The sequence below is a fragment of the Paractinoplanes rishiriensis genome (assembly GCF_016862375.1).
GTDB classification, from domain to species: Bacteria; Actinomycetota; Actinomycetes; order Mycobacteriales; family Micromonosporaceae; genus Actinoplanes; species Actinoplanes rishiriensis.
Genome location: NZ_BOMV01000080.1, coordinates 46,216 through 65,339 on the forward strand (window position 1 = coordinate 46,216; position 19,124 = coordinate 65,339).

A 19,124-nucleotide genomic window follows, 5' to 3' on the forward strand; every position below is an offset into this window, starting at 1 on the left:
TCCCTAGAACCCCAGCTTGGCGTACTTCGCCGCGTTTTCCTTGGTGATCGTCTCGGAGGCCAGCATGATCTCCTTGGGCACCTGGAGCTCGACCAGGTCGCTCATCCCCTTGCCCTGGCCGATCAGCCGGGCCAGCGAGATCGCCGAGGAGGCCATCGACGGGCTGTAGGTGACCGTCGCCTTGAGCACGCTGTCGTCCTTGGCGATCGCGTCGATGGCCGCCTTGGACCCGGCGCCGCCGACCATGAAGAACTCGCTACGGTTGGCCTGCTTGATCGCGGCCAGCACGCCGATGCCCTGGTCGTCGTCGTGGTTCCAGAGGGCGTCCATCTTGGGCAGGGCCTGCAGCAGCGAGGTGGCGGCGGCCTGGCCGGTGTCGGCCGTGAACTCGGCCGGGCGCCGGTTGGCGACCTTGAACCCGTACACCGCCAGCGCGGCGTTGAAGCCCTGCGTGCGCTCCTGGGTGAGCTCCAGCGAGTCGATGCCGGGGATCTCCCCGATGATCGGGTTGCTGGCGCCCTTGGCCTTGAGCTGCTCGCCGATGTACATGCCGGCGGCCAGCCCCATGCCGTAGTTGTCGCCCTTGATCTGCAACCGGTACGCGGCCGCGGAGGGGAACGCCCGGTCCAGGTTGACCACCGGGATGCCGGCCCGCATTGCCTCCAGACCGGTCGCGTTCAGCTCCTTACCGTCGTGCGGGAGCATCACGATCACGTTGGGCTTCTGCGATATCAGGGTGGCCAGCGCGGCCCGCTGGGCGGCCGCGTCCGCGCCCGCCTCGACGGAACGCAGCTCCACGTCGGAGTACGCCTGGGCCTGCGCCTTGGCGTTGGCGGTGATGGCCGCGATCCAGCCGTGGTCGGCGGCCGGCGCGGAGAAGCCGATGACGACCTTGGTGCCGGGCTGTGCGTTGGCGTTGGTGTCGTCGCCGGTCTTCACCTGCGCGTCATTCTCGGGGGTGTTGCTGGTGCATGCGGTGAGCAGGGCGCCGGCACCGACGGCCGCCCCACCGAACAGAATTCGCCTACGGGACAAAGCGGACATGATTCCTCCCAAGGGGACACCCGGAGAGCCGATCCGTACTCCGGAGTCAGCGCTTCAGGAGATGGGTGAGCGAACGGAATCGGAACTGCTGGATCAGAACCGCGGCGACGATGATGCCGCCCTTGACCATGTTCTGGACCTCGGTCGAGAGGTTGTTGATCGCGAAAAGGTTGGTGATGGTGGAGAACACCAGCACCCCGAAAAGGGCTCCGATGATGGTGCCGCGACCGCCGCTGAGCAGCGTGCCGCCGATGATCGCCGCAGCGATCGCGTCGAGTTCGTACAGGTTCGCCATGGCGGCCTGTGCGCTGGTGGCCTGCGAGGTCAGCATGATCGCGGCGATGCCGCAGCAGAGACCGGACAGGGCATAGAGAAGTACGGTGTGCAGCTTGACGTTGATGCCGGCCAGCCGGGCCGCCTCCGGGTTGCCGCCGACCGCCACCGTGCGCCGGCCGAAGGTGGTGCGGTTGAGCAGCACCCAGCCGGCCGCCACCACCAGGGCCAGCATCCACACCAGCAGCGGGATGCCCAGCAGCCGGGTGGTCGCGATGTTGTTGATGGTGTCGTTCGCCGAGACCTGGGTCTGCTTGCCGGAGATCTGCGCGGCCAGGCCGCGGGCCGACACCAGCATGGCGAGCGTGGCGATGAACGGGACCAGCCGGCCGTACGAGATCAGTGTGCCGTTGATCAGGCCGACCACGAGACCCACCACGAGGGCCGTGAAGATCATGCCGCCGGCCCCGTAACTCTGCGTGGCCAGCGTGGTGGCCCAGACCCCAGCCAGCGCGATGATCGCGCCCACCGACAGGTCGATGCCGCCGCCGATGATCACGAACGTCATGCCGACCGTGACCACGCCGATCGCCGACGCCTGCTGGAGGATCGTGAAGATGTTGTTCTTGACCCAGGTCGGGTCGCTGTAGAGGTCGGGCCGGGTGGCCGCACCGATGATCACCAGGATGATCAGGACGCCGACCAGGCCAAGGTTGCGCAGCACGCTCTCGTCGATGCCGCGCCTGCGCTCCGAGCGCACCTCGGGAGGCGCCGCTTCGGTGATCATGCTGGCTCCCCTTCCAACAACGACCCCGCCATCACGAGGTCGAGAACGGTGTCTTCGTCAAGCTCGTCGGCCGGCGCCTCGTGAATGAGGTGGCCCTCGCGCATCACCAGCACCCGGTCGGCCAGGCCGAGCACCTCGGGCACCTCGCTGGAGACCAGCAGCACGCCCACCCCGTCCGCGGCCAGCCCGTGGATCACCTGATAGAGCTCGGCCCGGGCACCCACGTCCACACCCCGGGTCGGCTCGTCGAGCAGCAGCAGCCGGGTCTTGCCGAGCAGCCAGCGCCCGACCACCACCTTTTGCTGGTTGCCGCCGGAGAGCGTGCGGGCCGGCCGGTCCACGTCCCGCGGCCGCAGTTCCAGCGAGTCGGCCGTGCGCAGCGCCGCGGCCCGCTCGTCCTTAGCCGCCGTGAAGCCGCCGCGGGCGAAGCCGGCGAACGACGCGAGCGTCATGTTCTTGTAGACCGGCTCGTCGAGCAGCAGCGCCTGGCTCTTACGCTCCTCGGGGGCCATCCCCATCCCGCGCGAGACGGCGGCACCCACGCCGGTGATCCGGTGCCCGTCCAGGGTGACCGTGCCGGCGTCGGCGGGCCGCGCTCCGAAGATCGTCTCGAGCAGTTCGGAACGGCCGGACCCGACCAGGCCGGCGATTCCCACAATCTCGCCGGGCGCGACGGTGAGGCTCGCGTCGGCGAACTCGCCGGCTCTGGTCAGGCCCTCGACGACCAGGATCGGGTCGGCGAGGTCCTTGGCGGTGCGCGGCGGGAAGACGTACTCGATGCTGCGGCCGGTCATCTTGCCGACCAGTTCCCGGGTCGGCGTGGTGCGGGCCGGCAGGTTGGCCGCCGTGGTGCGGCCGTCCTTGAGGACCGTCACCCGGTCGCCGATCTCGCGGATCTCGGCGAGCCGGTGCGAGATGTAGATGACCGCGATGCCCTGCGCCGTCAGCTCCCGGATGATCCGGAACAGGTTTTCCACCTCGTCATGAGCGAGCACCGCGCTGGGCTCGTCCATGACGATCAGCTTGGCGTCGTGCGAGAGGGCACGGGCCATGCTGACGATCTGCTTGCCGGCCGCCGGCAGGGTGCGCACCAACTGCCGGGCCGGGATCTCGGGGTGCCCGAGCCGGGCCAGGATCTCCCGGGTACGGCTCGCGGTGCTGGTCCGGCGCAGAAAGCCGAACCGGCTCTCCTCGTGGCCGAGGAACGCATTTTCCGCGATCGACAGGTCGTCGACCAGGTCGAGCTCCTGATAGATGGTGGCGATGCCGGCCCGCATCGCGGCCTGCGGCGTGGCCGGGGCGAACGGTTCGCCCTGCCAGGTGATCTCGCCGCCGTCCGCGTGGTGCACGCCGGCCAGCACCTTGATCAGCGTGGACTTGCCGGCGCCGTTCTGCCCCAGCAGGCAGTGCACCTCGCCGGCCGTCACCTCGAGTTGCACGCCGTCCAGCGCGCGCACACCCGGGAACGTCTTGACGACGTCCGTCAGCCTGAGCACCGGATCGGTCATGATGCCTGCTCGAAGGCCACGTCGCTGGCCAGCACGGCGGCGCCGGTGACGCCGGCCCGGCCGCCCAGCTCGGAGAGCACCACCGGCAGGTTTCCGGTGGCCAGCGGCAGCGAACGACGGTAGACCACGCTGCGGATCTCGGCGAGCAGTACGTGGCCGAGCTGCGCCAACCCGCCCCCGATGACGATCATCGACGGATTGGCGAAGGAGACCAGCGTGGCCAGTACCCCGCCGACCCGGCGACCGCCCTCGCGGATCAACCGGATGCAGGCCACGTCACCCTCGGCTGCGCCCTCGGCCACGTCCCGCGCGCTGAGCGACGCGGCACCGGGCGCGTCCGCGCCGGCCAGCCGTTCGGCCAGCGCCGGCGACTCGCCCGCCCGGGCCGCGGCCAGCGCGTCCCGGGCCAGTGCCGCGCCGCTGAACAGCGCTTCCAGGCACCCCGCGTTGCCGCACGAACAGACCGGTCCGTTCGCGTCGACCTGGATGTGCCCGATGTCCCCCGCGCAGCCGTCCACCCCCCGGTAGACGGTGCCGCCCAGGTGGATGCCGCAGCCGATGCCGGTCCCGATCTTGACGTACAGGAAGTCGTCGACCGAGTGCGCCACCCCGCCGTGCCGTTCGCCGATGGCCATGATGTTGACGTCGTTGTCCACCACGGCCGGGCACCCGTGCTCGCGGGCCAGCAGCTCACGCACCGGGTACCGGTCCCAGCCCGGCATGATCGGCGGCGACACCGGCACCCCGTCGCGGAAGCTGACCGGACCCGGCACGCCGATGCCGACCGCGTCCAGCCGCTCGTAAACGCCGTCGGTGCGCGCCTTGGCCAGCAACTCGTTGACCCGCTGCACGATCGCCTTGGGCCCGGAGCGGATGTCGGCCGGCTCGCAGTAGGCGGCCAGCGGCTCCAGCCGGCCGTTGACCACCTCGATGTCGATCGAGCTGGCGCCGAGGTCGACCGCCGCGAACCGCAGCCGCGGGTGGATCTCGACGAGCGTGGACCGCCGTCCGCCGCGCGAGGCCGCCATCCCCGCCTCGGCGATCAGATCACCGGCGACGAGACGTTCCACCTCGGCGAGCAGACGCGGCCGGGTGAGCTCGAGCCGGTCGCCCAGCTCGGCGCGGGACACCGGCCCTTCATCCCGCAGCAGGCGCAGGATGCGCAGGTGGGGAGCGTCAGACAAGTGCACGGATACCTCACAGGGCCCCTGGTGTTGTGCCCGTCACACTAAGGTCATTCCGCCGCGAGAGTCCATACCTTCTTGAAGATCTCTACAAACTTTTGTCTCCGGACGAAAAAGTTGGCACGGCAAAGAGCATTTGATCAAGCCGTACGCGCGACGCGCCGACCGGCACGACCGGCCAGGTTAGGAACGCCGAACTGCGGGGCATCTCACGAACGGTGCTGTTTCCGCAGTTGACGGCATGAAGGACGCAATGCGGAACGCCGCAGCAGCACGTCGATCGGCCCGGAAGGAACCGCGATGAAGCTTCGCCCCAAGCCCGACGAGGAATCCCGCTCAGGCGCGTCCGACTCACCCGAAGCCGCGAGCGCCCGGGACAAGGGAGCAAAGGACTACGACGTCGCCGCCGCGGCGACCACCAGGACCGGCGAGGACCAGGACCAGGATCTCTCCGCCGTGCCGCCGTCGGCCGGGCCGGACAGCCCCACGGAGCTGAAGGCCAAGGGCATCTTCGCCGCGGTGCGCCGGACGTTCAAGCAGTTCTCCGAGGACAACATCTCGGACTGGGCGGCCGCCCTGACCTACTACGGCGTGCTGTCGATCTTCCCCGGCGCCCTGGTGCTGGTCTCGATCCTCGGGCTGCTGAGCGACGACGGCCGGAAGACCGTCGAGGACACCGTCAACGAGTTGGTCAGCAACCGGGAGATGCAGGAACTGGTCGGCACGGTGCTGGGCCAGGTCGGCGACTCGGGCGCGGCCAGCTTCACCGCCATCTTCGGTATCGCCCTGGCATTCTGGTCGGCGTCCGGCTACATCGCCGCGTTCATGCGCGCCTCCAACGCCGTCTACGACGTGCCGGAGGGCCGCCCGGTCTGGAAGACCCTGCCGATCCGGGTCGGCGTCACCGCGGTGATCGGCCTCATGCTGATCATCTCGGCGTTCATCGTGGTCTTCACCGGCTCGCTGGCCGAGACGGTCGGCCAGCGGCTCGGCTTCGGCGGCGTGGCCGTCACGGTCTGGGACATCGCCAAGTGGCCCGTCCTGATCATGCTGGTCAGCCTGATGTTCGCGATCCTCTACTGGGCCTCACCGAACGCGAAGACCGGCGGTTTCCGCTGGGTCAGCCCCGGCGGCATCTTCGCCGTCGTGCTGTGGATGGTGGCGTCCGTCGCGTTCGCGATCTACCTGGGCAACTTCGCCAACTACGACAAGACCTACGGCACCCTGGGCGGCGTCATCGCGTTCCTGGTCTGGTTGTGGATCTCCAACATCGCCATCCTGCTGGGTGCCGAGCTGGACGCCGAACTGGAACGCGGCCGAGCGATCGCAGCCGGCCACGACCCAGACGACGAGCCGTTCCTGGAATTGCGCGACGACCGCAAAATCAAGAAGGGCACCGACAAGGGCCTCTCCACCAACTAAAGATCGAGCACCAGACGCGGGCAGGCGCCCGGGACACGCACAGCATCATCGTCCCGCCGCCTGCCCGCTCGCTGTGCTCCCCCGGCGACCGCACGCTCCACCCCGACACCCGACGGCCGCAGGCTCCGTCCCGCCGGCCGCGCGCGACTCGGTTCGGTTGACGGCGACGGGCGGCGGGGGCGAGCGGCGGTCACTACTTGCATAGGAGTTTTTCCATGCGGTGGGCGGCTACAGCCAGGCTGGCTGCCAGGACGGCCAGTAAGTAGAGGACGTCCAGTAGCTGGAGCCAGCCTGCTGAGCCCAAGGTCAGGGCTCGGGTCAGGTCTACCGCTCGGTAGAGAGGGGTTGCCTCGATCAGCCAGCGGAACCACGTGGGGTAGGCGGTGGCGGGGACGAAAGTGCCGGAGAAGAGGAGTAGGGCGAACTGGGCTGAGGCGATCAGGTCGAAGTCCTGCCAGCTGCGGATCAGGGTGGAGATGGCCATGCCGAGCGCGCCGAAGGTGAATCCGACCAGGACTGATGCGGCCAAGGCCGGGGCGGCCCGAGAGACCGTGGTCAGGTCCATGGCGACCATGACGGCTACGAACGCCACCGCGTACACCGTGCCTCGGACCATGGCCCAGGCCAGTTCGCCCAGGGCTATTTCGATGGGGCGCACCGGCGTGGCGAGGATGCCGTCGTACAGCCTCATGAATTTCATCTTGCCGAAGAAGTTGAAGGTGGTCTCGTTGAGGGCGCCGGCCATCGCGGCGGCGGCGAGCATCGCGGGAGCCACGAACTCGGCGTAGCCGACCACCTGGCCGCCGGGGAGGGTGACGGTGTTGATCAGGGCGCCTACGCCCACGCCGATCGAGAACAGGTAGAGCAGCGGCTCGAGGCAGCCGGAGAGCAGGACGAACCAGTACATCGAGCGCAGGGCCGCGACGTTGCGCTCGGTGACCGATCCCGCCCGGCGCAGGGTGCCGTCGGCCGGCCTCAGGCGGGGCAGCAGCAGGCGGGACAGCAGCAGCGACACCATGTCAGATCACCAGCCGTCGGCGGAAGCGGCGGTGTGCCAGCCAGAAGCCGGCGGCGCACCAGAGCAGCAGGTAGAGGACGTGTCCCAGGCCGGCGAGTCCGGGCAGCTGGCCCAGCATCGCGGCACGGCTCAGGTCGACGCCGTGCCACAGCGGGAGGGCGTACGCGACCCAGCGCAGCACCACCGGCAGCAACTCGATCGGGAAGAAGACGCCGGAGAACAGCGACATGGGCAGCACCGCGAGGCGCATCAGAACGGCCAGGTAGCTGTCGCTGGGGACGCTGGCCGTGTATGCGATTGTCGGAGCGGCCACGGCCAGCCCGACCAGCGTCGACACCACCAGCGTCACCGGGGACCACCACGACTGCGCGGCGCCGAACAGGGCGGCCACCACCAGGAACGCGGCGGCGCTCTGCAGCACGCGGAACAGCATGAAGCCCAGGTGGCCGCCGAGGATGTCGGCGACCCGCAGCGGGGCGGCGGCCTGGGCGAAGTAGACCTTCATCCACTCGAAGTAGCTCATCACCGGCCAGGTGGCCTCGCCGATCGCGGTCTGCATCGCGGTAGAGGCGATCAGGCCGGGGACGATCCACTCCAGATAGGACACGCCCTCGACGCCGCCGGGCACCAGGGTGCCGACGCCAACCCCGAAACCGAGCATGGTCAACAGGGGGATGACCAGCGTGGACAGTGCGCTGGAGCGCCACGTGCGGCGGTAGTTGACCAGGTGGTACTCGAGGACGTACACGCTCGCGGTCATCCGAACACCCCACTCGCTCGCGTTGTCTGCCGCGTCACACCTGAGCTACCGTTAAGCACGGACTTCCGGGCTGGGCTTCCTTCCGAGTCGGTTGCCTCGGTCCCGGTGTCCGTAACCCGAGACAGGTCCACCACTGGCTTGTCACCGCCTCGGCCCCGGGCACGTCCCGGGGCCGAGGTATGTCCGGGCAAGATATGTCCGGGCAAGATATGTCCGGGCCCGTCACCAGTGCGCATCAGTCCACCAGCGTCCGGCCGGTGAGATGCAGGAACACGTCTTCGAGACTGCTGCGCCGGACCAGCACGCTGGCCGGGCTGAGCGACCGCCGGTGCACCTCGGCCACTGCGGAGTCGCCGTCCGCCACGTAGAGCAGGATGCGGTCGGGCAGCACCTCGAGCCGGTCGCCCAGGCCGGCGAGCTTCTCCGCGTACGCTTGCTGGCTCTCGGCGGCGAATCGCAGCTCGACCACCTCGCGGGTGGAATGCTGCTCGATCAGCGCCCGCGGCGAGCCCTCGGCCACGATGCGCCCGCCGTCCATCACCACGAGCCGGTCGCACAACTGCTCGGCCTCGTCCATGTAGTGCGTGGTGAGCACCAGCGTGACGCCCTGCTGTTTGAGCCGGAACAGCCGCTCCCACACCAGGTGGCGGGCCTGCGGGTCGAGGCCCGTGGTGGGCTCGTCGAGCAGCACGATCTCGGGCTCGTTGACCAGCGAGCGGGCGATGGTCAGCCGCCGTTTCATGCCGCCGGACAGCGGCTCGACCTTGCTGTCGGCCCGCTCGGCGAGCTGCACGAACTCGAGCAACTCGTCGGCCCGGCTGCGGGCCACCCGGCGCGGGATGCCGAAGAATCGCGCGTACGTGGTCAGGTTTTCCCGGACGGTCAGCTCGATGTCGAGGTTGTCGAGCTGGGGGCAGACGCCGAGCTTGGCCCGGATGCGCGGGCCGTCGCGGCGCGGGTCGAGCCCGAGGATCTCCAGCACCCCGTCGCTGGGCGGCGACACACACCCGATCATGCGCATGGTCGAGCTCTTGCCGGCACCGTTCGGCCCGAGGAAGCCGAACGCCTCGCCGCGCCGCACGTCGACGTCGATGCCGTCGACCGCGGTGAAAGCGCCGAACCGCTTGACGAGACCGCGCGCGTGAATCAGTTCCACGGGACGACCATAGAGAAGGGGTACGACAGAATCAGTCGACCGGCATGGTGGCACTCCGCGCGGCCGACACCAGCTCGTCGGTCAGCTCGGTCACCGTCGACAGCTGCACCGGCGTACCCGCGTCGTAGCGGACCGCCCAGCTCAAGCCGTTCCGCCCGCTCACCCGGCGGCCCACCACGCGCACCCCGCCCGCGGTCAGCGGATGGTGCGTCGTGTATCCCACCGACCGGGTCACCCGGGTGCGCACCTGATCGGGCAGCTCCCCCGGCTCGAGCAGCAGGAACACCGCGATCGGCCCGTCCACGAGAACGGTGTACTCCGGGCGCTCCTCGGCGATCTCGGCCGGCGTGATCCGCAGCTCGCGACCCGACCAGGCCGCCTTGTGGATCTCATGCCAGCCGAGACGCTTACCCTCGGGAAGCCACAGGCCCTGATTGGTCGCCACCAGCGCCTTGTCGTCGTCGACCGGCGCCCACGCCACCACCCGCTCGTCGGGGGCCAGCGCGGGCCGCAGCGCCGCCGGAAGCTTCGGCTTACGTCGAAGGAAGTTCACAGTCCACCTGCCGCCTGATCGCGCAACGCGCGCGCCTGCTGTTCGAGCGAGAAGAGCTCCCCGGCCAAGGCCAGGTATTCATCCTTGTGTGCCACCGGGTTGAGCCGCTGCACCTTCGACTTCAACTCACGAATACGGGTGGTCACCGAACCCACCTGCAGCCGGGCCAGGGTGACCTGCACATACCGCGGATCGACCACGCCGTCGACCCGCAGCGGTTCCACCGACAGCTCGGAGATCAGCCCCTTGCCGGCCAGGTCGGCGCACACGTCGCGGACCTTCTCGATCCAGACCACGCCGCCGGCCGACGCCGACGACGCGCCACCCGCCTCGCCGATCGCGGCCCGGATCGCCTGGTAGACCGGCGAGCCGTAGTTTTCCGGGCCGACCACGTCGAACATCGGACCGGCCAGCACCGGTTCCTGCAAGGCCAGCTTGAGCGACTCGCGCTCGACCAGCCGCTGCGGCGCCTCGGCCGCCTGGCGCGCGGCCGGACGGGCGCCGCCGCTGTCGCCGCGCAGCGCCGAGTTGACGGCCCGCTGCACCGGCTCGAGGTCCATCCCGAGGTCACCGGCGAGCTTCCGGGCGTACTCGGGCCGCTTCTCCCTGTCTTTGATCTTGGCGACCAGGGGTGCGGCGCGGCGCATCGCCTCGACCCGGCCCTCGACCGTGTCGAGATCGAAACGCGCAATCGTGTGCCGCAACGCGAAGTCGACCAGCGGCTCCCGGCCGGCGATCATGTCACGGACCGCCAGATCGCCCCTGGCCAGGCGCAGCTCGCAGGGGTCCATGTTGTCCGGGCTGACCGCGATGAAGGTGCGCCCGACGAAGCGCTGATCCTCCTCGAACGCCCGCAGCGCCGCCTTCTGCCCCGCCGCGTCCCCGTCGAACGTGTAGATGATCTCGCCGGTGAAGCTGTCGCTGTCCATCAGCAGGCGCCGCAGCACCCCGATGTGATCGATGCCGAACGCCGTGCCACACGTCGCCACCGCGGTCGGCTCGCCCGCCTCGTGACACGCCATCACGTCGGTGTAGCCCTCGACGATCACCGCCCGGCCGCGTTTCGCGATCTCCCGTTTGGCCAGGTCGATCCCGTACAGCACATGGGATTTCTTGTAGATCGGGGTTTCCGGCGTGTTCAGGTATTTCGGCCCGTCGTCCTCGTCGAACAGCTTGCGCGCGCCGAACCCGATCACGTCGCCGGTCAGGTCCTTGATCGGCCACAGCAGCCGGGCCCGGAACCGGTCGATGATCGAGCCCGACCGGGCCGGCTTGGTGAGGCCCGCGGTGTTCAGTTCCTCGGCCGTGAACCCCTTTTGCCGCAGGTGCTTGGCCAGGGTGTCCCAGTTGTCCGGGGCGAAGCCGCACCCGTACCGCTGCGCCGCCTCGCGCCCGAACCCGCGCTGCGCGAGGAACTCGCGGGCCTTGCGCGCGCCCGGCGTGGCGAGCTGGTCGCGGTAGAACTCGGCGGCCTCGGTGTGCGCCGCGAGCAGGCGCTGCCGCTGCCCGGCCTGCGGACGGGGCACGCTGGGCGAGTTGTCGGTCTCGTACCGGAGCTGGATGCCGGCCCGCGAGGCGAGCCGCTCAATCGACTCGATGAACGACAGGTGCTCCGCGTCCATCAGGAATTTGATGGCGTCCCCACCCTGGCCACAGCCGTGGCAGTAGAACACGTTGCGGGCCGGTGCCACCGTGAAGGACGGCGTCTTCTCGTCGTGGAAGGGGCACAGACCCTTCAGGTTGCCGCCGCCCGCCGGGCGCAGCGTCACCGACTCGCCGATGATGTCGGCTATCGACGTCCGGTCCCGGACCAGCGCGATGTCCTCGTCCTTGACCCTGCCCGCCACGGCATACATCCTGCCTCGCGCTAGGTGCGGGCCGCCACCAGGGTCCGGTGCCACGCCATGGCCGCGGGATCGGTGAGCGAGGCCACCTGGTCGATCACCACCCGGAGTGCCGCCGCGTCAGTGTCGGCAGCCTCATAGAGGGGCCTGAAAACCGGGTCCAAAGCAGAGGGGGTACGCGACAGCGCCGCCACCAGCTCGATCAGGATGGTCCGCTGCTGTTCGTACCGCTCCCCCGCGGCCGGGGACCGCATCACGTACCGCAACGCTATGCCCTTGAGCAGGGCGCACTGGTTACGCACGGTGCGCGGCACGATGAGGTCGGCCTCGTACCGGCGCACCGGATCGGTCCCGTACCTGCTCTGCGTGGCACCCACCGCGGAGGCGACGAAGCGGCCGGTCAGGACACTGGTCATCCGCTTGAGGGTGACCTGGGCCGCAAAGGTGCCGTCGTAGTCGGCGACCGGGATCACGGCGGGGTCGGCCAGCAGCTGATCGAGGGCGGGCGCGAGCGCGTCGGGAGGCTCGTCGGAGTAGGTGGCGGCGACGTCGGCGCAGAGTTCGGCGCGTTCGGCCGGGTCGTCGAGCAGCGGGCGCAGCGACAGGTAGCCGCCGTGCACGCCGTCCTCGACGTCGTGCACCGAGTACGCCACGTCGTCGGCCCAGTCCATCACCTGGGCCTCCAGGCAGCGACGTTCGCCGAGGTGGGCCGGGCGGAACCAGTCGAAGACCGGGCGGTCGTCGGGGTACACACCGAACTTGCGGGCGCCGTTGCGGCGCGGCCACGGGTATTTGGAGCAGGCGTCGAGCGAGGCGCGGGTCAGGTTCAGACCGGCGCCGGGGACCTTGGCCTCGAGCCGGGTGAGCACCCGGAGGGTCTGCGCGTTGCCCTCGAAGCCGCCGCACTCCTCGGCGACCTGGTCGAGGGCGTGTTCGCCGTTGTGACCGAAGGGCGGGTGGCCGAGGTCGTGGGCCAGCCCGGCGACGTCCACCACGTCGGGGTCGCAGCCGAGGCGGGCGCCCATCTCGCGGGAGATCTGGGCGACCTCGATGGAGTGGGTGAGACGCGTACGCAGGAAATCGTCGGACCCTGCGGTGTGCACCTGAGTCTTGGCCGCAAGCCGGCGGAAGCCGGCCGAGTGCAGGACCCGGGCCCGGTCCCGCTGGAACGGGGTGCGTCCGTAGCCGGAATCCTTCGCCGGTTCGCTTTGCCACCGTTGCGCGTCGAGCGCCGTCATGATCTCACCCTAAGCGCCTCGTCCCCGATGCCGATGTGTAAGCCGTGGAGTCCGTTTCGTCAGTCAGTCGTGGTCTGACCATCGTTGCCCGCCTGATGGTGATGGGCGCGGCGGGTCTGCTGTCGGTGGCCCTCGTGGTCGGGTTCGCCATCTATAGCTCGGCCGTGCAGGCCGAGGCGAACCGGGACATCGCCGCGGTGAGCGACGGCATGAGCAACCAGTGGAACGCCGACATGATGCACGATGCATTACGGGCGGACGTGATGGCCGCGCTCTACGCCCGGACCGGCGCGCAGCGGGAGGCCTACGCCGTCGAGGAGGTCGCCGAGCACGGCGAGGTGATGCTGGCCAAGTTCGACGCCGCCGCGAAACTGGCGCCCGAGTCGATGCGGGCCGAGTACGAGCAGGTCCGCCCGCGCGTGGTCGCGTACGCGGAAACCGCCGCCCAGGTCGTGCAGACCGCCGGGACCGACCACGCGAAGGCCGAGGCCGACCTGGACGGTTACCTGGCGATCTACTCCGAGTTGGAGGAGTCGATGGGCAGCCTGGACGACGGCATGCTCGCGGCCGTGCAGGCGGCGGCCGAGGAGGGCAACGAGTCGGCCGCCGAGAGCGACTGGATCATCTTCGTGGCCGGCCTGGTCGGCGGGCTGATCACGCTGGTGGCCGGGGTGCAGACGCTGCGGGCGATCCGGCGGCCGTTGCGCGAGATGCTGTACGGCCTGCGCGCGGTGGCCGGCTGCGACCTCACCGTGCAGGTGCCGGTGCTGCGGCGGGACGAGCTGGGCGAGATGGCCGGTTCGCTGAACGGCGCGATCGGGTCGATTCGCAGCACCGTGGCGGCGACCGCGAGCAGCGTCGGCACGCTCGCCCAGGCCAGCGGGGACCTGCGGCAACTGGCCGGTGAGCTGGACTCGTCGGCCGAGCAGACGACGTCGCAGGCGCGCGCCGCGGACGCCTCGGCACGGCACGTGTCCGGCGCGGTCAGCGACATGATGGCGGCCACCGACCAGCTGTCCTCGTCGATCCGGGAGATCGCCCGGCAGACCGCCTCGGCGACCGAAACGACAAACGAGGCAAATCAAAATGCAGCGCGTACGGCCGAGGCCGTCGAGAAGTTGAGCGAGGCCAGCCGGGAGGTCGGCGACATCGTCCAGCTGATCACCAACATCGCCGAGCAGACCAACCTGCTGGCCCTGAACGCGACCATCGAGGCGGCCCGGGCCGGCGAGATGGGCAAGGGCTTCGCGGTGGTGGCCACCGAGGTCAAGGACCTGGCCCAGGAGACCGCGCAGGCGACCGCGGACATCACCGCCAAGATCTCGGCGATCCAGGAGATGACCGGCAGCACGGCCGCAGCCATCGCGTCGATCACCGACGTGATCGGGCAGATCGACGAGGGGCAGCGGACCATCGCGTCGGCGATCGAGGAGCAGTCCGCGACCACCGACCTGATGTCCCGCAACGTCGGTGACGTGTCGGCGGCGGCCGCCGAGATCACCGGCACGGTCACGAACATCACCCGATCGACGGAGGCCACCGCCGAGGGCGCGAACACGACGCGGACCTCGGCGGAGCGGGTCAGTTCGGCGGCGGGCGAGATCGAGAGCCTGATCGGGCGGTTCCGCTACTGAGGCTTGGCGGCCGAAAGCACGCAGAACTCGTTGCCCTCCGGGTCGGCCAGGACCACCCAGCTGACGTCGTGCTGGCCGATGTCGGCCGGCCGGGCACCCATGTCCACCAGGCGTTCCACCTCGGCCTCCTGGTCGTCCGGGCGCAGATCGATGTGCAGGCGGTTCTTCACCGTCTTGGCGTCCGGGGCGGTCGCGAACAGGATGCCGGGAAGCTGGTCGGGTGCACGCCGGATCTCCACCTCGTCCGGCTTCTCGTACACCAGCACGTAGCCGAGCGCCTCCGCCCACCAGCGGCCCAGCCGGGCTGGGTCCTCGGCGTCGACGACGATCTGCTCCCAGGTGCTCGGCATATGGCCGCCTCCTTATCGAAAAGTGACGATCATGTTACGCGACAACGGCCCGATCCCCCGGGCCGGAACAGCGGACTAACCGTCCGACGACCACGCTCGATACCCACGAGGATACGAAGCGTGCCGGAGCGGTGGAAGTTCCGGCCCTGGAGTTCGGGAGCAAGTCGTGATTCCAGGATCACCGGCGACCGCTACGCTGCGGCGCCTGCTGACCGAGTTGGGCGAGACCGGCCGGACCGGTGCGCTGCACGTCGGCGGCACTCCGGGGGGCGTCGTCTATCTAGTGGCCGGCCGGATCTCCTACGCCGAGACGCCGGCCTGCCCGGGCATCGGCGAGCGGCTGATCGGCTCCGGCCGGCTGCACCCGGACGCCTGGGCCGCCGCGGTCGCCGAGGGCCGCGGCGCGCACCGGGTGGGCCGCCTGCTGCTGCGCGACGGCCACATCGGACAGAACGAGCTGACCCTGCGGGTGGTGGCCGCGATCGGTGACGCCACGTGGGAGCTGCTCCAGTCGTCGGACGCGCCGGTGCGCTTCGTACCCGGCGAGCGGCACTGGCTCGGCGACATCCAGCAGGTCGAACTCTCCTCGCCCGGCCATGTCGCGGCGCGCCGGCTGCGTCGCGTACCGGAGCGCTGGCGACGCCCGATGCCGGGCCGGTTTGCGGCCTGCCGACCATGACGCACATCCGGTGCGACTTCTCGCCGCACTGTCGCCGCAGGATGGCCCACGGTGACGGCGCGGAACGCTGGTGCACCGGCAAGGGAACAAGAAGCGCTGAGGAGAGATGTGCCCGGCGTCGATCACTGTTTGCAGGAGGCCATGGCGATTCCTGGCGCGGTCGGCGCCAGCATCGTCGACTACACCACGGGATTCCCGGTCGCCACGACGGGATCAGCACCGAACTCCGACCACGAGGCGGCGGCGGCCGGCACGGCGGATGTGATCCAGGCGGCGACGAGCCGTTCACTGTTCGTCTCGGCGGTGCCGCACGACCTGCTGGAAGACCTGATCATCACGACGGCGGGCGGCTATCACCTGCTCCGCCTCGTCCAGACCGACTTCGACAGCCGGCTGGTCCTCTACGTCTGGCTGGACCGGGTGCAGGGCAACCTCGCCGTGGCCCGGCGCCGGATGCAGAAGCTCGCCGACGAACTCGTCCTCACCTGAGAAGTTACGGAGCGCATGTGACCACCTCGACGACCGCCTCCCCGGCGAGCCTGCTCGCGCAGGTGGCCGGCGAGCGGCAGACCGGAGCGCTGGTGGTCGGCGGCCACCCGGGCGGCACGGTCTACGTCCTCGAGGGACGGGTCATCTACGCCGAGTCGCCGGCCGCGCCCGGGGTGGGCGAGTTGCTCACCTCGTCCGGCCGGCTGGCCGGGCGCACCTGGCAGAACGCGCTGGACCGGGGCACCTCGACCGCTCGGGTGGGCCGGCTGCTGGTCGAGCAGGGCCACCTCACCCAGGGTGAGCTGGAGCTGTGCGTGCTGGGTGCGACGTACGACGCCGCGTACTTCGCGCTCGCACCGGCGTCGGCGCGGGTCGAGTTCCTCGACGAGGCGACGCACTGGCTGGGCCCGGTCGTCCACATCGACCCGGCCGCGATCGACCGCGAGGTCGCCCGCCGCCGCCGGCTGCTCGACGAGATCTTCCCGGACGCCCGGGTGGACACCGCGGTGGTCAGCCCGGCGCCCCGCCCGCCGCGGGAGCGGATCACGCTGACCGCCCTGCAGTGGGAGTTGCTGGTGCACGCCGACGGCCAGCGCACCCCCGCCGACCTGGCCCAACTGCTCGGAAAGGCCGGCTACGCGACCATCCAGGAGCTGCGGCGCCTGGCGGCGCTGGGGTTGCTGGAGCTTCCGGAGGTACGCGCCGACGCGCCGGAGTTCGTGCGGCTCCCCCGGGCCCGCGGCCAGGCCGTGGACGCCCGCCGTCCGGTGGTCCGGCCGGACGAGGCGCCGACCGTGCCCGTCGTCGCGGGCGCGGCACCGGAACGCCCGGTGGCCGCCGACGAGACCCCGGCCAACGGGACGGTGTACCGGCCACCCCGGCTGGCCCGCCGGAAACCCGGGGCCAAGCTGCCCAAAGAGGTCGCCGGCGAGGTACCGCCAGTACACCCGGGCACCGACGAAGTCCTGCTCAAACGTATCCGCACCGCATTGCGGGCCTTGCGGTGACGCGCGCACCCCCCGATGAGAAGGAGAGACCCGAGGATGACGGTGGATCCGGCGGTGCTCCAGGAGCTCGACCGCCTGCGTGGCAGAGTGCCGGAGCTGTCCGGCAGCGTGCTCGCCACCACCGACGGGCTGGTGGTCGCGCACGATGCGCACGGCATCGAGCCGGACGGGCTCGCCGCGCTGTCCGCCGCGCACCTCGCGCTCGCCCGCCGCTTCGCGCACGCGGTGAACCACGGCGAGCTGCGTGAGTCGGTGGTGGAGTGCGATCGCGGCTACATCACCACGTACAGCGTGGGCCCGAGCGCCCTGCTCACCCTCGTCACCTCGGGCGACGCCAACCTCGCCATGGTGCACCTGGAGGCACGGCGGTGCGTCCGCCGGCTCGTCAAGATCCTGGCGGTCGGCCCGAAACCGCAGGCCCGCCCCGAGATCCCCACCCAGTCCGGACCGCCCACGCCACTGGCCCGGCGTACGCCCATGGCCACCCTGCCCAACAACGCTCGCCGGCGGCAAGCCGCGGGCTGAGCCCCGGAAATCAGCGGCATCCGCCGCGACGACACGGTTCCGCCAGGCGGCGGACCGCCATCCCACCGCAACGGAGGACCATCCATGACCGACATGGACACCGCACTCAAGGAAATCATGGAGATCGACGGCGCCGTCGGTGTCGCCCTCGTGGACCACACGAGCGGCATGGCGCTGGGCACCGTCGGCGGCGGCAAGGAGCTCGACCTGACGGTCGCGGCCGCCGGCAACACCGACGTGGTACGCGCCAAGCTGCGCGCCATGGAGATGCTGAACATCTCCGAGAAGATCGAGGACATCCTCATCACGCTGGACAGCCAGTACCACATGATCCGCCCGCTGACCAGCCGCTCCGGCAAGGGCCTGTTCCTCTACCTGGCCCTGCGACGCGACCGCGCCAACCTGGCGATGGCCCGCCACCAGCTGAAGCGCATCGAAAACGACCTGGACGTCTGACCAGGCCACACCCGATGAGGCGGGGAGGGCCCGCACCGCCCTCCCCGCCCACCCGTGTCCCCTCCCACCGAACGAACGCGGGAGCTCAGGTGGTGGGCGCGGGGCTGGGCATCGCGACGGTTACCCCGGGGTGGGCTGCTCGCCGTTCGGTGCGGTGGTCAGCTGAAGTCGAAGCCGCCGGGGCGGTCGTTGCGGTCGGCGATGAGGCCGGCCAGGGTCGCCACGGCGATCTCGGCCGCCGTCCGGGAGCCGATGTTGAGGCCGACCGGGCGGTGCACCCGGGCGATCTGATCGTCGGGCACGCCGAGGGAGCGCAGGGCCGCCACGTGCGGTCCTTCCTTCTTGGGGTTGCCCACGATGCCCACCCACCGGGTCTGGGCCGCCAGCGCCGCCCGCAGCACCGTTCCGATCTCGGCGCGGTTGTGGTCGCTGAGCACCACGTCGGTGTCCGCATCGAGGTGCGCCGCCCCGAGATCGTGCACGAACAGGTCGCCGTGCGGGCGCGGCGTGCCCTGCAAGCGGGTCGCGTCCGGCTCCACCAGCACCGACTGGAAGCCGAGCTCGACCGCCAGCCGCAGCATCGCCTCGGCTATCGGCGACTCGAACACGACCACGAGCCGGCGCGGCCGGGAGCGTTTCTCCTCCGGATCAGCCATGGCGAGAACTCTGCCAGAGATCAGGCCGAGGCGCCCGCGGCCGCGGCGGCCTGGGCCTCCCACATGCTGATGACCACGCCGAGGACGAAGACCTGGAGGGCCGGGGCGAGGCCGGGGAGTTCGACGTCGACGTCGCCGCGCCAGAAGCTGGTCTTGCGGATGCTGCCCACCCGGGTGTCGCCGAGGACAAGTTCCTCCTCGTTGCCCCAGAACGAGCGGCGGCGGAAGTGGTAGGTCTGGCCGCCGGCCTCGACGGTCCAGCGTTTGCGGCCCACCCGGCTGGCCTCGGCGAGCACGGTGTCCGCGTCGTCGGTCATGGTGTATCTGGTGCCCCAGGCGTTGGAGCGGACCCGGAACTGCCGGCCGTCGAGCGTGAAGTCGCCGCCGCTGCGCCAGGCCGAGCCGTCCCACGTGGTGATCTCGCGGCCGCGGTCACTCACCAGGTACCGGCTCCGCCAGATGCTGATCTTGCGTGCCTCCATGATTTCAGCGTACGGAGAACCGGCAAGCGGGCCGGTTCGGTCGGCATGGCATCCTCGAA

General features: G+C 70.3%; 20 protein-coding genes. 7 read left to right on the top strand and 13 right to left on the bottom strand.

Translation table 11 applies throughout. From position 1 onward, the window contains the following. Positions 1-3: 3 nt before the first annotated feature. The 4 genes from Ari01nite_RS37805 to Ari01nite_RS37820 are packed head-to-tail and all read right to left on the bottom strand — an operon-like array spanning position 4 to position 4,802. Positions 4-1,044 (bottom strand): substrate-binding domain-containing protein, encoded by a 1,041-nt coding sequence (locus Ari01nite_RS37805; RefSeq protein WP_203787543.1) that lies wholly within the window; start codon positions 1,042-1,044, stop codon positions 4-6. A 46-nt stretch (positions 1,045-1,090) separates the two neighbouring features. Next, the gene (locus Ari01nite_RS37810; RefSeq protein ID WP_203787546.1) at positions 1,091-2,104 is read right to left on the bottom strand and encodes an ABC transporter permease; all 1,014 of its coding nucleotides are present in this window, start codon (positions 2,102-2,104) and stop codon (positions 1,091-1,093) included. Continuing rightward, on the bottom strand, positions 2,101-3,612 hold the full coding sequence (locus Ari01nite_RS37815) for a sugar ABC transporter ATP-binding protein (RefSeq protein ID WP_203787549.1): 1,512 nt from the start codon (positions 3,610-3,612) through the stop codon (positions 2,101-2,103). The genes Ari01nite_RS37810 and Ari01nite_RS37815 overlap by 4 nt, the downstream gene beginning before the upstream one ends. Continuing rightward, positions 3,609-4,802 carry an ROK family transcriptional regulator gene (locus Ari01nite_RS37820; protein WP_203787552.1) on the bottom strand — a complete coding sequence of 398 codons (1,194 nt, stop codon included), beginning with the start codon at positions 4,800-4,802 and terminating at the stop codon, positions 3,609-3,611. The genes Ari01nite_RS37815 and Ari01nite_RS37820 overlap by 4 nt, the downstream gene beginning before the upstream one ends. A gap of 294 nt (positions 4,803-5,096) precedes the next feature. Between Ari01nite_RS37820 and Ari01nite_RS37825 the strand changes: the two genes are divergently transcribed. Beyond that, complete coding sequence (locus Ari01nite_RS37825) at positions 5,097-6,218, top strand: YihY/virulence factor BrkB family protein (RefSeq protein ID WP_203787555.1); 1,122 nt, start codon at positions 5,097-5,099, stop codon at positions 6,216-6,218. Between the two features lie 193 nt (positions 6,219-6,411). Here Ari01nite_RS37825 and Ari01nite_RS37830 read toward each other — a convergent pair whose 3' ends face one another. The 6 genes from Ari01nite_RS37830 to Ari01nite_RS37855 form a co-directional block, all read right to left on the bottom strand. Next, the gene (locus tag Ari01nite_RS37830) at positions 6,412-7,221 is read right to left on the bottom strand and encodes an ABC transporter permease (RefSeq protein WP_438872269.1); all 810 of its coding nucleotides are present in this window, start codon (positions 7,219-7,221) and stop codon (positions 6,412-6,414) included. A gap of 16 nt (positions 7,222-7,237) precedes the next feature. Beyond that, positions 7,238-7,996, bottom strand: a complete 759-nt coding sequence (locus Ari01nite_RS37835) for an ABC transporter permease (protein WP_203787560.1) — start codon at positions 7,994-7,996, stop codon at positions 7,238-7,240. Positions 7,997-8,231: 235 nt separating this feature from the next. Beyond that, positions 8,232-9,152: an ABC transporter ATP-binding protein gene (locus tag Ari01nite_RS37840; RefSeq protein ID WP_239163357.1), complete on the bottom strand. Its 921-nt coding sequence runs from the start codon at positions 9,150-9,152 to the stop codon at positions 8,232-8,234. Between the two features lie 31 nt (positions 9,153-9,183). Further along, on the bottom strand, positions 9,184-9,705 hold the full coding sequence (locus Ari01nite_RS37845; protein ID WP_203787566.1) for a hypothetical protein: 522 nt from the start codon (positions 9,703-9,705) through the stop codon (positions 9,184-9,186). Next, on the bottom strand, positions 9,702-11,561 hold the full coding sequence (dnaG, locus tag Ari01nite_RS37850) for a DNA primase (protein ID WP_203787569.1): 1,860 nt from the start codon (positions 11,559-11,561) through the stop codon (positions 9,702-9,704). The genes Ari01nite_RS37845 and dnaG overlap by 4 nt, the downstream gene beginning before the upstream one ends. Positions 11,562-11,572: 11 nt before the next feature. Next, a complete protein-coding gene (locus tag Ari01nite_RS37855) occupies positions 11,573-12,787 on the bottom strand; it encodes a deoxyguanosinetriphosphate triphosphohydrolase (RefSeq protein ID WP_203787572.1) in 1,215 nt (404 codons plus the stop codon). Positions 12,788-12,831: 44 nt separating this feature from the next. Here Ari01nite_RS37855 and Ari01nite_RS37860 point away from each other — a divergent pair, with 44 nt between their 5' ends. Beyond that, a complete protein-coding gene (locus Ari01nite_RS37860; RefSeq protein ID WP_239163358.1) occupies positions 12,832-14,421 on the top strand; it encodes a methyl-accepting chemotaxis protein in 1,590 nt (529 codons plus the stop codon). Here Ari01nite_RS37860 and Ari01nite_RS37865 read toward each other — a convergent pair. After that, entirely contained in the window at positions 14,415-14,771 is a 357-nt protein-coding gene (locus Ari01nite_RS37865) for a VOC family protein (RefSeq protein WP_203787574.1), read from the bottom strand. The genes Ari01nite_RS37860 and Ari01nite_RS37865 overlap by 7 nt on opposite strands. 166 nt (positions 14,772-14,937) lie before the next feature. Between Ari01nite_RS37865 and Ari01nite_RS37870 the strand changes: the two genes are divergently transcribed. The 5 genes from Ari01nite_RS37870 (at position 14,938) to Ari01nite_RS37890 (ending at position 17,927) form a co-directional block, all read left to right on the top strand. Beyond that, positions 14,938-15,450: a DUF4388 domain-containing protein gene (locus Ari01nite_RS37870; protein ID WP_203787577.1), complete on the top strand. Its 513-nt coding sequence runs from the start codon at positions 14,938-14,940 to the stop codon at positions 15,448-15,450. A 141-nt stretch (positions 15,451-15,591) separates the two neighbouring features. Then, a complete protein-coding gene (locus tag Ari01nite_RS37875; RefSeq protein ID WP_239163359.1) occupies positions 15,592-15,939 on the top strand; it encodes a roadblock/LC7 domain-containing protein in 348 nt (115 codons plus the stop codon). A gap of 17 nt (positions 15,940-15,956) precedes the next feature. Continuing rightward, positions 15,957-16,946: a DUF4388 domain-containing protein gene (locus Ari01nite_RS37880; RefSeq protein ID WP_203787582.1), complete on the top strand. Its 990-nt coding sequence runs from the start codon at positions 15,957-15,959 to the stop codon at positions 16,944-16,946. A gap of 36 nt (positions 16,947-16,982) precedes the next feature. Next, positions 16,983-17,471, top strand: a complete 489-nt coding sequence (locus tag Ari01nite_RS37885) for a roadblock/LC7 domain-containing protein (protein ID WP_203787585.1) — start codon at positions 16,983-16,985, stop codon at positions 17,469-17,471. 84 nt (positions 17,472-17,555) lie between these two features. Further along, the gene (locus Ari01nite_RS37890; RefSeq protein ID WP_203787588.1) at positions 17,556-17,927 is read left to right on the top strand and encodes a hypothetical protein; all 372 of its coding nucleotides are present in this window, start codon (positions 17,556-17,558) and stop codon (positions 17,925-17,927) included. A gap of 158 nt (positions 17,928-18,085) precedes the next feature. Here the strand turns inward: Ari01nite_RS37890 and Ari01nite_RS37895 are convergent, their stop codons facing one another. After that, on the bottom strand, positions 18,086-18,583 hold the full coding sequence (locus tag Ari01nite_RS37895; protein ID WP_203787591.1) for an XdhC family protein: 498 nt from the start codon (positions 18,581-18,583) through the stop codon (positions 18,086-18,088). A 20-nt stretch (positions 18,584-18,603) separates the two neighbouring features. Beyond that, on the bottom strand, positions 18,604-19,065 hold the full coding sequence (locus tag Ari01nite_RS37900) for a hypothetical protein (protein WP_239163360.1): 462 nt from the start codon (positions 19,063-19,065) through the stop codon (positions 18,604-18,606). Between the last annotated feature and the right edge of the window lie 59 nt (positions 19,066-19,124).

What these genes read in the sequence shown, in the direction of transcription:
- Ari01nite_RS37805 (WP_203787543.1), bottom strand. Translation starts at nt 1,044, where the DNA reads ATGTCCGCTTTGTCCCGTAGGCGAATTCTGTTCGGTGGGGCGGCCGTC.
- Ari01nite_RS37810 (WP_203787546.1), bottom strand. Translation starts at nt 2,104, where the DNA reads ATGATCACCGAAGCGGCGCCTCCCGAGGTGCGCTCGGAGCGCAGGCGC.
- Ari01nite_RS37815 (WP_203787549.1), bottom strand. Translation starts at nt 3,612, where the DNA reads ATGACCGATCCGGTGCTCAGGCTGACGGACGTCGTCAAGACGTTCCCG.
- Ari01nite_RS37825 (WP_203787555.1), top strand. Translation starts at nt 5,097, where the DNA reads ATGAAGCTTCGCCCCAAGCCCGACGAGGAATCCCGCTCAGGCGCGTCC.
- Ari01nite_RS37835 (WP_203787560.1), bottom strand. Translation starts at nt 7,996, where the DNA reads ATGACCGCGAGCGTGTACGTCCTCGAGTACCACCTGGTCAACTACCGC.
- dnaG (WP_203787569.1), bottom strand. Translation starts at nt 11,561, where the DNA reads ATGTATGCCGTGGCGGGCAGGGTCAAGGACGAGGACATCGCGCTGGTC.
- Ari01nite_RS37855 (WP_203787572.1), bottom strand. Translation starts at nt 12,787, where the DNA reads ATGACGGCGCTCGACGCGCAACGGTGGCAAAGCGAACCGGCGAAGGAT.
- Ari01nite_RS37865 (WP_203787574.1), bottom strand. Translation starts at nt 14,771, where the DNA reads ATGCCGAGCACCTGGGAGCAGATCGTCGTCGACGCCGAGGACCCAGCC.
- Ari01nite_RS37875 (WP_239163359.1), top strand. Translation starts at nt 15,592, where the DNA reads ATGGCGATTCCTGGCGCGGTCGGCGCCAGCATCGTCGACTACACCACG.
- Ari01nite_RS37885 (WP_203787585.1), top strand. Translation starts at nt 16,983, where the DNA reads ATGACGGTGGATCCGGCGGTGCTCCAGGAGCTCGACCGCCTGCGTGGC.
- Ari01nite_RS37890 (WP_203787588.1), top strand. Translation starts at nt 17,556, where the DNA reads ATGACCGACATGGACACCGCACTCAAGGAAATCATGGAGATCGACGGC.
- Ari01nite_RS37895 (WP_203787591.1), bottom strand. Translation starts at nt 18,583, where the DNA reads ATGGCTGATCCGGAGGAGAAACGCTCCCGGCCGCGCCGGCTCGTGGTC.
- Ari01nite_RS37900 (WP_239163360.1), bottom strand. Translation starts at nt 19,065, where the DNA reads ATGGAGGCACGCAAGATCAGCATCTGGCGGAGCCGGTACCTGGTGAGT.